Genomic DNA, 12,973 nt, shown 5'->3' with positions numbered 1-12,973 from the left:
CCCCCCCTTCGCATCACAAAGCCGGATCACAAACAGGAACATGTGCCCCGCCTGTGGCACAATATGAGGCAGTGCTAGCAATGGAGGCTGCCTCAGCCATGTCGATGGACCGTCTGTTTGACAAGATCAAACAACTCCCCACTATCCCGCAACTGCTGCATGAGTTGATGCAGAGCTTCAGCGATGAAAATGCCCGCATCGACCAGATCGCGGCCAAGATCGCCATGGACCAGGTGATCAGCGTCAAGGTGCTGCGAATGGCCAACTCGGCCGCCCTGCGCCGCGGCAACGAAGTCACCTCCATCGAACAGGCGGTGATCCGCCTCGGTTTCAACCGGCTGCGCTCTGTGGTGGTCGCCTCCGGCATCATCGGCAGCTTCAAGGCCCCTCCCAGCTTCGACAAGAACAAGTTCTGGACCGAGACCTTCCAGGTCGCCACCATCGCCAAGACGCTGGCCCAGGAGGCCAAGGTGCTCGACCCCGAGACCGCCTTCACCTGCGCCCTCATCCACAACATCGGCGAGCTGCTGATCCAGAGCACCTTGCCGGAAGAGGCGGAGCTCATCAATCTGGCGATCCAGAAAGGGAGCAGCCGGGTCGAGGCCCAGCGCGAGATGCTGGGGTACGACTACGCCCAGCTCGGTGCCGAGCTGGCACGGCGCTGGAACCTGTCGGAGGCCTTCGTTGACGCCATCTCCCAGCAGCTGGATCCCCTCTCCCACGATCCGGTCAGCAAGGAGGCGGTACTGATCCGCCTGGCGGTCTTCATCTCCTTCGCCTGGAACGCCGGGGTGCCGGCCCAGGCCATCATAGCCCGCTTCCCCAAGCCGCTGGCCGACCAGTTGGGACTGGATCCCAAGTCCCTCGCCGGTCAGCTCGAAACACTGCATGAACAGGGTAATGCCCTCGCCGATCTTCTGACTCAATAAGCATCATGACCCATCCGTTTCTGTTCCATCCCCAGGTGGCGCCCTGGTTCAAAGAGAGCGCCGACGCCCTGCAACTCACCCTGTTCAGCGAGCTGGACGCGCCGATCCGCGAGGTGTGGCTGCGCCATGAGCCGGACAACGAGGAGTATCTGGTGCCGATGACGGCGGTCTCCACCCGCGATCGGCTGCAGGTATGGCAGGGCACCCTGCCGCTTCACAAGGGGCAGGACATCCACCTCTACTGTTTCAAGTGTCTCACCGACGAGGAGCAGTGGTGGCTGCACGGTGCCGGCGTCAGCTCGGCCATGCCGCCGCGGGAACAGCATTTTCGCTTCAACAGCCTGCACCAGCCGCCGGCCTGGGTGCAGGATCAGGTGTTCTACCAGATCTTCCCGGACCGCTTCTGCAATGGCGACCCGTCTCTCAGCGTCAAACATCACGAATACGAGTACCGCGGCAAGGCGGTCATCAGCAAGGCGTGGGGCGAGCCGGTCAGCCGCCACGAAGAGGGCCACGGCGCCTGCGAGTTCTACGGCGGCGACCTGGCGGGCATCGATGCCAAGCTGCACTACCTGCAGTCCCTCGGGGTGACGGCGCTCTACCTCAACCCCATCTTCGACTCGCCGAGCAACCACAAGTACGACACCCAGGACTACTTCAAGGTGGATGCGCATCTGGGCACCAACGCCCAGTTTGCCGAGCTGACCCGCAACCTGCACCAGCGCGGCATGAAGATCATCCTGGATGCGGTGGTCAACCACACCTCCACCGAGCACCCCTGGTTCTGCCCCCCGCTGGGGGCCCAGCGCAACCCGGACTCGCCGTGGCGCAGCTTCTACACCTTTGACAGCGAAGGGGATTACGTCAGCTGGAAGGGCATCCGCAGCCTGCCCAAGCTCGACTTCTCCAGCGAACAGGTGCAGGACGCCGTCTACCGCGCCGATGACGCCATCCTGCGCTACTGGATGCGCGCCCCCTACCAGATCGACGGCTGGCGCTTCGACGTCATCCACATGCTGGGGGAGCGCGGCACCGCCGAGGGCAACCGCGGCCACGTGCGCGCCATTCGCGGCGCGGTGAAGCAGGAGAACCCGGACGCCTACGTGCTGGGCGAGCACTTCTTCGAGGCGAGCCAGTGGTTGCAGGGGGATCAGGAGGATGGCGCCATGAACTACTACGGCTTCGCCCACCCGATCCGCGCCTTCCTGGCTGGCCAGGACATCGCCTACCACCCCATCAAGATCAGCGCCGAAGAGCTTGATCGTTGGCTCAAGCTGGCGCGGGCCCACATCCCGTTCAAGAATCAGCTGGCCCAGTTCAACCTGCTGGACAGCCACGATACCGCCCGCTTTCTCCATCTGCTGGGGGAGGACAAGCAGCGGATGCGGCTCGCGGCCACCCTGCTGCTCACCTACATCGGCGTGCCCTCCATCTACTACGGCGACGAAGTGGGGCTCTCTGGCGGCAACGATCCGGACTGCCGCCGTTGCTTCCCGTGGGAGACCACCGCCTGGGATCACGTGCTGCACGACCACTACCGCCGGCTAATCCAGATCCGCCGACAACGTCCGGCCCTGCGCCGCGGCGACATCCAGACCCTCTATGCCGGCCCCCACAGCTATGTGTTCGCCCGCACCCTGCAAAGCGATCAGGTGGTGGTGGCCTGCAACCGTCACCCCAGCGAGCCGCGCACCATCAGCCTGCCCCTGTGGCAGACCGCCAGCCCCGCCAGCCGCTTCACCGATGCCTTCAACGGCGACAAGTTCGAAGTGGTGCAGGGCGAGGTACAGCTAACCATCCCCGCCAACTCGGCCAGAGTGCTGCTCTCCAGCTAGGCGTCAAAAAAGCGGAACCCCTGTGTTCCGCTTTTTGTTAAAGCCCCCGAGATCGCATAAAGTTGTTTGAACTGGGTTGGATTTCTCTATGAATCATCTAGTTAGTTCACTCAGAGTGGAATAAAACTGGCATCATACAAGGCCGCTTCCGCCCCTTTTCGGCTAAACTGGCCCAAGGCACATAAATTGCTTGTCACTTGGCATCACTAGCGAGAATCCGTCATGTTCGACAATAAAACCCTATTGATTACCGGCGGCACTGGCTCGTTTGGCAAGATGCTGGTCAAGACAGTGCTGGAACGCTACAAGCCGAAACGGCTGATCATCTACTCCCGCGACGAGCTGAAACAGTTCGAGATGCAGCAGGTCTTCAACGCCCCCTGCATGCGCTACTTTATCGGTGACGTGCGGGATGCCAACCGGCTAACCATGGCGATGCGCGGGGTCGACTATGTGGTGCATGCGGCGGCGCTCAAGCAGGTGCCAGCCGCCGAATACAACCCCATGGAGTGCATCAAGACCAATATCCACGGGGCCGAGAACGTCATCCAGGCCGCCCTGCTCAATCAGGTCAAGAAAGTGATCGCCCTCTCCACCGACAAGGCCGCCAACCCCATCAACCTGTACGGCGCCACCAAACTGGCCTCCGACAAGTTGTTTGTCGCCGCCAACAACATCGCCGGTCAGGATCCAACCCGTTTCGCGGTGGTGCGCTACGGCAACGTGGTGGGGTCGCGCGGCTCGGTCGTGCCCTTCTTCCAGAAACGGATCGATCAGGGCGCCACCACCCTGCCCATCACCCACGCCGAGATGACCCGTTTCTGGATCACCCTGCAGCAGGGGGTCGACTTCGTGATGAACAACTTCCCGCGCATGAAGGGGGGCGAGATTTTCGTGCCCAAGCTGCCCTCGGTGCGGATCACCGACCTGGCTACCGCCATGGCCCCTCAGCTGGAGCAGGAGATCATCGGCATCCGCCCGGGTGAGAAACTGCATGAAGTGATGTGCCCGTGTGACGACTCCTACCACACCTTCGAGTTCGACGACTTCTTCATCATCGGACCGACCATCAACTTCAACAATCGCAACAATGACTTCTCCGTCACCGCCTCGGGTGAAAAGGGAACCATGGTAGCCCAGGGATTCGAGTACAACTCCCGTGACAACGCTGATTTTCTGACGGTTGAACAGCTGAAAGCATTGAACAGCAAGGTGGTAATGGAATGATCCCGTACGGCAGACAGTCGATCAGCGAAGCGGATATCGAAGCCGTGGTCGAAGTATTGAGGTCAGATTTTCTGACCCAGGGACCCGTGGTGCCCCGCTTCGAGCAGGCAGTGGCGGATTACTGCAGAGCCCGCTTCGGGGTGGCGGTCAACTCAGGCACGGCCGCCCTGCATATCGCCTGTCTGGCACTGGGTGTGGGCCCGGGTGACTGGGTCTGGACCTCCCCCATCAGCTTTGTCGCCTCGGCCAACTGCGCTCTCTATTGCGGGGCTCAGGTCGACTTCGTCGACATCGAGCCCGATACCGGCAACATGTGCGCCATGGAGCTGGAGCGCAAGCTGGTAGCCGCCAAGGCTCAAGGATGTCTGCCCAAGGTGGTCATCCCGGTACACTTCGCGGGCCTGCCCTGCGACATGCAGGAGATCCATCGCCTGGGACAAGAGTACGGCTTTCGGATCATCGAGGATGCCTGCCACGCTCTCGGCGCCCGCTATCACGGCGAACCCACCGGCAACGGCCGCTACAGCGACATCACCGTCTTCAGCTTCCACCCGGTGAAGATCATCACCACCGGCGAGGGTGGCATGGCGATGACCAATGACCCTGCGCTCGCCAAAACCATGAGCATGTTGCGCAGCCACGGCATCACCCGGGATCCGGCCGACTTCATCAATGAGCCGAACGGCCCCTGGTACTACGAGCAGCAGATGCTGGGCTTCAACTACCGCATGACCGATATCCAGGCAGCATTGGGATTGAGCCAGATGCAGAATCTGGAAAGCTGGATCGCCAAGCGAGGCGAGATTGCCCGTCGTTACTTTGAAGCATTGGCCCCTGAACGTCTGCCCCGTTATTTCGGCGAAGAGCGGCGCAGCGCATTCCACCTGTATGTACACCATGTTGCCCCCGAACAGCGCGGTAACCTGTTCCAGCGACTACGCGATCAGGGCATTGGGGCCAACGTGCACTATATGCCGATCTACAAGCAGCCTTGGCACCAAGAAGGCCACCAGTCAGCCCTACCGATGGCAGAGACTCACTATTACGGAGCCATCACTCTCCCGCTTTTCCCTCATTTAACGACAGCGGAACAACATCAGGTATTTACATTGGTAACTGCCGATGCATAGCAGTACATAGATGCATAGCAGTACATAAAAGAACAAGCAGGCTCTGAGCTTGCCGTCAAAAGGTCCAGATACTCGATATACAGAGAGATAAAATGACGGATACAGCAATCTTGCCAGTTGTGATGGCGGGGGGATCAGGTAGTCGGCTCTGGCCTCTTTCTCGTGAGTTATATCCAAAGCAGTTCATGCCGCTGTTGGGTGAAACCTCAATGCTGCTGGATACCATTGGCAGGGTCAAAGAACTTGCCGCTCACCCCTTCACCGTGGTTTGCAATGAGACCCATCGCTTTATTGTCGCGGAGCAGTTGCGGGCAGCCGGAGTCCAGAACCATATTCTGCTGGAGCCTTCAGCACGCAATACGGCCCCAGCTATCGCTGTGGCAGCCCTGCATGGTATGACGATCGCTGATGACCCCGTGTTGTTGGTGCTGGCTGCAGACCACGCAATCAAGGAGCCGCAGGCCTTCCGACAAGCCATAGAGGCCGCATCCCCCTTTGCAGCCAATGGCAAACTGGTGACATTCGGCATCGTCCCCCAAACACCTGAAACTGGTTATGGCTACCTCAGAGCAGGGGAATCTCTTGGGGGAGGCGTTTCTCGCGTCGACGCCTTCATCGAAAAACCGGATCTGGACACGGCAAAACAGTATCTCTCCTCTGGAAAATACCTCTGGAACAGCGGCCTCTTTATGTTCAAGGCCAGCCGCTATCTTGAGGAGCTTAAACTTTATCGTCCTGATATCTTGGCCGCTTGTGAAAAAGCGTTCAGCACCAGACAACATGACCTCGATTTTATCCGTGTCGGTAGCGCGGCTTTCGAAGAATCGCCGAGCGAATCAGTAGATTATGCGGTGATGGAAAAAACGCATGATGCCGTCGTCGTTACTATGGATGCAGGATGGAGCGATGTAGGCTCTTGGTCCACCCTGTGGGAGGTCCATGAAAAAGACCAGCAGGGGAATGTACTGGAGGGAGACATATTGGCCTTGGAGACGACAGATTGTTATATCAAAAGCAGTAACCGGCTAGTGACCACCATTGGATTGGACAAGCTAGTCATAGTGGAAACCAAGGATGCCATACTCGTTGCCGCGCACGACAAGGTTCAAGACGTCAAGACGCTAGTATCACATCTCAAGAGTATGCATCGCCCGGAAGTCGAGCTCCATCGCGAGGTTTACCGTCCTTGGGGCAAATACGATGCCATCGATACCGGAGAGCGTTTCCACGTCAAACGCATCACAGTCAAGCCTGGTGCCAAGCTTTCTCTGCAACTGCATCACCACAGGGCCGAACACTGGATAGTGGTCTCCGGAACAGCCAGGATGACAATGAACGGTGTCGAGCGTTTCATCACGGAAAATGAGTCCGTCTATATCCCTATTGCAACCGTTCACTCGTTGGAAAACCCGGGTAAAGTCGACTTGGTACTTATCGAAGTTCAATCAGGCTCCTATCTGGGGGAAGACGACATTGTAAGGCTGGGGGAGCACTATCACAAAGATGGGAGCGAGCCATGCTGAGTACCAAGACGATTATCCAGCACAGTGGTTTAGGCTTTGGTACAAGCGGTGTAAGGGGCTTGGTCAGCCAATTGACGCCGGAAGCCTGCCAGGCATTTACGCATGCCTTCATCTCAGTCATGCATGAGCGCTATGCCTTTAACAAGGTAGCGCTAGGCATAGACAACAGGCCCAGTAGCCTCGGCATGGCAAGCGCCTGCGCCGCCGCCCTGCAACAACTTGGCGTTGAGCCCCTCTTCTATGGGGTACTACCAACACCTGCCTTGGCATTACAAGCCATTCATTGCCGCATTCCGGCCATCATGGTGACCGGTAGTCATATCCCACATGACCGAAATGGTCTCAAGTTCTATGGCCCTGGTGGAGAGATCACCAAAACTGAAGAACGACAGATCCTAGAAGCGGATATAGTGTTCTCCAAGATAATGGCACAGCCCACGCTGCGGCCCTCCACAGAGGCAGCAGTGCGCTATACAGAGCGTTACTTGCATTTTTTCAACGAAAACGCACTGGCACATAAACGGATTGGCATTTACGAACACAGCAGTGCCGGACGAGACATCTACCCTACTATTTTCAAGGCCCTCGGAGCAACGGTGATACCATTAGGGCGTAGCAATGATTTCGTCCCCATCGATACAGAAGCCCTAAGCCAGGAAGATGAACAGATAGCCATCAATTGGACCCGCCAATATGGTCTGGATGCTCTTTTTTCCACCGATGGTGACGGTGACAGGCCCATGCTCGCCGACGAGCAGGGCCATTGGATAAAGGGAGACATATTGGGGCTACTCTGTTGCCAATACCTAGGCATACAGAGCGTGGCCATGCCACTTAACTGCAATAGTGCCGTTGAACGATCGGAAATTGTCACACAAGTCATACGCACTCGGATTGGATCTCCTTATGTATTGGAAGCGATGGGGGCCCTCGCAGGCAAAGTAGCCGGTTTTGAAGCAAATGGAGGCTTCATGTTAGGCAGTAGCATTGATCATAAAGGGCGGCATCTTTCGGCCCTCCCCACTCGTGATGCCCTGCTACCAGCATTGGCTGCATTGATCCAGGCAAGAGAAAAAGGGCTTGCTGCCATTTTGGCCACGCTACCAAACCGCTTTACTCATAGCGACAGGATCAAGGTTAATCCGACGGCCTTGATGCAAAAAGCCAGCAATGAGCCCACTTGGCTTTTTCAGTTACTGGGGCTGGCAACAGATACGTATCTTGATATAGATCTGACTGATGGTATAAGAATCCAGCTTACGGGTAACAATATCTTACACTTGCGAGCTTCCGCCAATGCGCCGGAACTTCGCTGTTATGCAGAGGCTAATACCCAAGCTCAAGCTATAACATTAGTAAATAACAACCTGAAGCTTATTAAAAGACTGATCGATATGGAATAGAGATATATTCTCTCAACAAGTCTTAAGTAATTGGTGACTTCGTCGATGATTTTCTAAACTTTTCGACCATAGCCTCACATTAATTTATATTTTCATCAGATTTCAGACAGGGCAAAGGATCATGAATAACATTTTTGACTTTTTGTTAGCTGAAGACCTAATTTCACCAAACAGAAGTATAATTATAAGCCCAGCGTGCAGAGACCTGCATATAGCCGTATACAAAGATACATTAACTGGCATAATCTATCTAGACCCTACTGATGCTGGAAAAACAGCACATTATTATACACAGAAAAACTCGATGGGATGTGGAAAGTATCGCAGTGAAGTGGACTTGCTTGATGCAGAAAGAAGAACGAAAGTTTTATCCTCTCTGATACCTGGACGTCGCTGGCTAGACTTTGGATGTGGCCCTGGTTACCAGTTACGCAAAGATGCTCATCTTTGTTTGTCTGCAATAGGTATAGAGATAAACGAAGGAGATAGGGATCAACTCCGGCAGGATGGCTTCCATATCGAGTCATCTTTGGAACAAGTTACTAATTTTCAGCCTGAAGTGATTAGTCTCTTTCATGTTTTAGAACATCTGCTTTCCCCTCAAGATATATTGGAAGAACTAAAATCGATAGCATCCAAAGGCTGCCAACTAATCATTGAGGTTCCGCACGCCAAGGATTGGTTGTTGTTGAATGGCCCTGAAGAATATCGTCAATTTACTTTCTGGTCAGAGCATCTTGTCTTACATACAAGGGCATCGTTACACCGATTACTTGAAAAAAGTGGTTGGACAGTACAATCGGAAGTAGCTGTACAGCGTTATCCCATATGGAATCACCTGTATTGGCTGACTGATAAAAAGCCCTCTGGGATGGGCAATACGATAATGGATGAATCGGCACGTATACTGCATGAGGCTTATGGTAATTATAATGCCATAAGAAATTGTACTGACACTTTATTGTTTATTGCTCGTTGTTAAGCTTCAGGAAGAAGATAAATGAAATTCACTGCACTTATCCCTGCAAGGGGAGGCTCAAAAGGTGTCATTGATAAAAACATCAGACCTATCATGGGGGCGCCACTCATCAGTTGGAGCATCCGTCAAGCCTTGGCTTGTAACCAGATTAGTCGAGTGATTGTTTCTACTGATTCAGTACACATCGCCAATGTCGCCCAGAGTTGGGGAGCTGAAGTACCAGAACTCAGACCCTCTGAGCTTGCTCAAGATCACACTTCAACTGAAGAAGTCATGCTCCATGCCATGGAGCATTGGTTAGACGCTGATAATGATGAAGTTGTCGTGCTGCTTCAGCCTACCTCACCTTTACGCATGCCGGAAAGCATTGCCAACGCCATAGATCAGTTCTGCCGCGAACGAGCTGATTCACTCGTATCCGTTTGCGAGAGTCATGCTTTTTTCTGGAAATCTCCTTCTTCACCTAGAGCGCTTTACGATTATGAGAATCGCCCCAGAAGGCAGGATATTCGAGAAGCAGATCGTCAGTATCGTGAAAATGGGTCCATATATCTTACTAAAATCCCCTTGCTAAGAGCGAAGAAAAATCGTCTTGGGGGTAAAATAGCTATGTACTCTATGCAAGAATATGAGTCTTGGGAAATAGACTCTCTAACTGACTTTGCTATTGTAGAAACTCTGATACGGGAATATCTTTAATGATCATTGATAGAAATGTTACTCGTTATGTTGTTTTCAGCGATGAAACCATAATGCATGCATTACAAAAAATGAGTCTGAACAAGAGTGGTATCGTTTTTGTTTTGACTCAAAGTGGTGTTCTCGAAGGAGTAATGACAGATGGTGACTTAAGACGCTGGTTACTAGAGGAAACTAACTTCGACTTGTCCTTACCAGTTGCCATAGTTAGCAACCATAATTTTACGAGCGCAGACATAGAAAGTCCTCACGAGAGTATTTCCGCTCTGTTTTCAAGTCGAATTAAATATCTCCCTCTACTCGATAGACAACATCGCTTGATGGCAGTTGCTACACAACACAACCAGCCAATCCAGATAGATAATTTCGTAATAGCAGAAGAAAGTCCGACCTTTATAATAGCCGAGATTGGCAACAACCATAACGGTGACATTGTATTGGCAAAAAAATTGGTAGACTTGGCTGTTGCTAGTGGGGCCAATTGTGCCAAGTTTCAAATGCGCCATTTAGCTTCCATGTATCGTCAAAATACACCCCAAAAAACGGCTGGAGAAGATCTCGGATCAGAGTATACGCTTCAGTTGCTAGAGCGCTTCCAGCTGACTACTAAGGAACTGATTGAAGTATTCGATTACTGCAAAGAGAAAGGCATTATCCCTCTCTGCACACCTTGGGATGCAACCAGCCTTGATGAATTGGAAAACTATGGCATGCCGGCGTACAAAGTAGCCTCGGCAGACCTGACAAATCATGAATTCCTAGAAAAACTGATCCTTACACGTAAACCACTGATTTGTTCTACTGGTATGTCCAGTGAGCAAGAAATAAAAAATGCTATTGCTCTCTTTCAGAGAAATGGTACCCAATTCATAATTTTACATTGCAACTCGACTTACCCTGCGCCCTTCAAAGACATCAATCTAAAATACATAAGTCGCTTACAGGAACTCATTCAAAGTGGCCATGTTGGTTATTCTGGTCATGAACGTGGAATGTCGGTCGCTATGGCAGCAGTTAGTTTGGGAGCAAAGGTTATTGAAAAACACTTCACTCTGGACAGGAACATGGAAGGCAATGACCATCGAGTCAGTTTGCTGCCAGATGAATTCACTATGATGGTTCAGGGGATTCGTGAAATAGAGCTCGCTATGGGACATCGCAAAGCTAGAGAAGTCACTCAGGGAGAAATGATGAATCGAGAAGTGCTTGGAAAGAGTCTAATATGTACCAGGGATCTAAAAATTGGAGAAATTATCACGTCGAACGCTGTAGACATACGTAGCCCCGGAAAAGGATTGCCTCCATATGAAAAAAATAAACTCATAGGTATGGTTGCTCGACGAGATATCGCTGTTGGTGATTTCTTCTATCCATCTGATCTTAATGAAAAGACCACACATGCTCGTCAATATTCATTCAATCGTCCTTTTGGTATCCCAGTCCGCTACCATGACCTGAAAGATATGCTTGGGAAGACCAATCTAGATTTAGTTGAGTTTCACCTTAGCTACAAGGACCTAGATCTTGATCCTGCAGATTATTTAGCATCTGAAGGCTATGACCTTGATGTAATAGTACATAGTCCTGAGTTATTTTATGGAGACCATATAATGGATCTCTGTTCAGAAGATAAAATATATCGTGAACACTCTATTAAAGAATTGCAAAGGGTTATTGATAAAACTCGTCAGATAGCCTCTTACTTTCATCGCGCGACTAAACCTCTAATCATCATCAATGCAGGTGGATTCACTTTAGATAGTTTCATGCCACGTTCAGAGCGCGAGGTTAAATATAAGTTAATCGCGGAAGCTATAAAAAAGCTTGACAGCCAAGGGGTCGAAATTATTCCTCAGACAATGCCTCCTTATCCATGGCATTTTGGTGGGCAACGCTATCACAATCTATTCATGGAGGCCGACGAGATTTCTGACTTCTGTGAAAAACAGGGGATGAGAGTATGTTTGGATATATCACATTCAAAACTTGCCTGTAACCTGAATAAGGATTCCTTTGCAAGATTTATTCGACAAATAGCTCCATATACGGCTCACTTGCACCTTGTTGATGCTAAGGATGTTGATGGCGAAGGGCTGCAAATCGGTGAGGGAGAGATAGACTTTGACGAAGTCTCTGAATTATTGAAGCAACACGCACCAACAGCATCCTTTATTCCTGAAATATGGCAAGGGCACAAAAATAACGGCGAAGGATTCTGGATAGCACTAGAGAGACTCGAGCAATTTAAGCTTTAATGAGGCGGTAGCTATATTACTTCCCAGCGAAACATAACAAAAATCATCTTTTTTTGATATACCATAGATTTATCAAAATCTGATCATTATCCTAATTACTATAGTATGAAAAAAATAGATCTGGGTTCTTAATGAGCCCAGCATTTTCTTGAATCTGCTCATCATCCCAATCCCACCAACATATTCTTTTCAATATTGAAATTTGTTCCTTATTAAAGCGTTGACGAATAACTTTAGCCGGGACTCCCACCACGATGGCATAGTCAGGTACATCACGAGTCACTACAGCACCAGCCCCGACCACAGCACCATCGCCAATTGTCACCCCAGGTAATATAATTGCATTAGCACCAATCCATACATCATTGCCAATCGTAATCTTTTGATTGGAAGACATGTTATACAAATCCAATAGATCGTCATTCTCCCAGATACCAGGAACACCTTCATAACCTAGAATATCATGTTTGGATATATAGAGTAGGGGATGGGATGTAATACAATCGAGAGGGTGATTGAACTCGCCGATTTTAACTGACTCATTAATGGAACAGAAAGCACCAATGCTTTCAAGTAATGAACCTTTGAAACAATGGCGTTCATAGCCGTATGTATACTTTCCAACCTCAACGCCATTGATGCTACGTTTTGAGGTTGTCGATACATCTACATTTTTAAAGACCTGAATGAAGTGTTCCCCCTCCTTTAAGCCAATATCACGCAAATATTGGCTTATTTCTATAAAAAACGAACTAACAATTACTATAAAAGCCTCATTAATGGGCTGTGAATAACTATCCGGAGTAACAACTTCTTTGCCAAGAAAGCACTTTTTCTCAGGACGTGTAGTCATAAAAAAAGTCACTTGTGAATACAACCAAGAATTTTTATTAATAAAATCCTCTGCCGCAGACCCAGTACCATAGATGATTAAATTTCTACCACGAGAGAGTTTTTCTTCAATCATAAGGCGATGTAACATTAGCATAAAGG

At 51.3% G+C, this 12,973-nt stretch carries 10 protein-coding genes; 9 read left to right on the top strand and 1 reads right to left on the bottom strand.

All coding sequences use genetic code 11. From position 1 onward, the window contains the following. Positions 1–80: 80 nt before the first annotated feature. From AB5Y98_RS11220 to AB5Y98_RS11180, 9 genes are all read left to right on the top strand, one after another. The gene (locus tag AB5Y98_RS11220) at positions 81–929 is read left to right on the top strand and encodes an HDOD domain-containing protein (RefSeq protein WP_017764864.1); all 849 of its coding nucleotides are present in this window, start codon (positions 81–83) and stop codon (positions 927–929) included. A gap of 5 nt (positions 930–934) precedes the next feature. Further along, complete coding sequence (gene malZ, locus AB5Y98_RS11215; protein ID WP_017784202.1) at positions 935–2,764, top strand: maltodextrin glucosidase; 1,830 nt, start codon at positions 935–937, stop codon at positions 2,762–2,764. 222 nt (positions 2,765–2,986) lie between these two features. Next, a complete protein-coding gene (gene pseB / locus AB5Y98_RS11210; RefSeq protein WP_042050070.1) occupies positions 2,987–3,991 on the top strand; it encodes a UDP-N-acetylglucosamine 4,6-dehydratase (inverting) in 1,005 nt (334 codons plus the stop codon). After that, positions 3,988–5,121, top strand: a complete 1,134-nt coding sequence (gene pseC, locus AB5Y98_RS11205; protein WP_336291281.1) for a UDP-4-amino-4,6-dideoxy-N-acetyl-beta-L-altrosamine transaminase — start codon at positions 3,988–3,990, stop codon at positions 5,119–5,121. The genes pseB and pseC overlap by 4 nt, the downstream gene beginning before the upstream one ends. A 92-nt stretch (positions 5,122–5,213) precedes the next feature. After that, positions 5,214–6,644, top strand: a complete 1,431-nt coding sequence (locus tag AB5Y98_RS11200) for a mannose-1-phosphate guanylyltransferase/mannose-6-phosphate isomerase (protein ID WP_368231919.1) — start codon at positions 5,214–5,216, stop codon at positions 6,642–6,644. Next, positions 6,638–8,047 carry a phosphomannomutase gene (locus AB5Y98_RS11195; protein WP_017781243.1) on the top strand — a complete coding sequence of 470 codons (1,410 nt, stop codon included), beginning with the start codon at positions 6,638–6,640 and terminating at the stop codon, positions 8,045–8,047. Before AB5Y98_RS11200 ends, AB5Y98_RS11195 begins: the two co-directional genes overlap by 7 nt. 121 nt (positions 8,048–8,168) lie before the next feature. Continuing rightward, the gene (locus AB5Y98_RS11190; RefSeq protein ID WP_080632839.1) at positions 8,169–9,029 is read left to right on the top strand and encodes a class I SAM-dependent methyltransferase; all 861 of its coding nucleotides are present in this window, start codon (positions 8,169–8,171) and stop codon (positions 9,027–9,029) included. An 18-nt stretch (positions 9,030–9,047) separates the two neighbouring features. After that, the gene (locus tag AB5Y98_RS11185; protein WP_368231918.1) at positions 9,048–9,725 is read left to right on the top strand and encodes an acylneuraminate cytidylyltransferase family protein; all 678 of its coding nucleotides are present in this window, start codon (positions 9,048–9,050) and stop codon (positions 9,723–9,725) included. Then, positions 9,725–11,980 (top strand): N-acetylneuraminate synthase family protein, encoded by a 2,256-nt coding sequence (locus AB5Y98_RS11180; RefSeq protein WP_026140866.1) that lies wholly within the window; start codon positions 9,725–9,727, stop codon positions 11,978–11,980. The genes AB5Y98_RS11185 and AB5Y98_RS11180 overlap by 1 nt, the downstream gene beginning before the upstream one ends. Positions 11,981–12,071: 91 nt before the next feature. On the opposite strand, the gene AB5Y98_RS11175 is transcribed toward AB5Y98_RS11180, so the two are convergent. Continuing rightward, positions 12,072–12,968 carry a CatB-related O-acetyltransferase gene (locus tag AB5Y98_RS11175; RefSeq protein ID WP_368231917.1) on the bottom strand — a complete coding sequence of 299 codons (897 nt, stop codon included), beginning with the start codon at positions 12,966–12,968 and terminating at the stop codon, positions 12,072–12,074. Positions 12,969–12,973: the final 5 nt, after the last annotated feature.

The sequence above is a fragment of the Aeromonas sp. s3 genome (genome assembly GCF_040907805.1).
GTDB classification, from domain to species: domain Bacteria; phylum Pseudomonadota; class Gammaproteobacteria; order Enterobacterales; family Aeromonadaceae; genus Aeromonas; species Aeromonas dhakensis.
The sequence above is the reverse complement of the archived record's forward strand: the minus strand, read 5'-3'. Positions and strand labels throughout refer to the sequence as shown.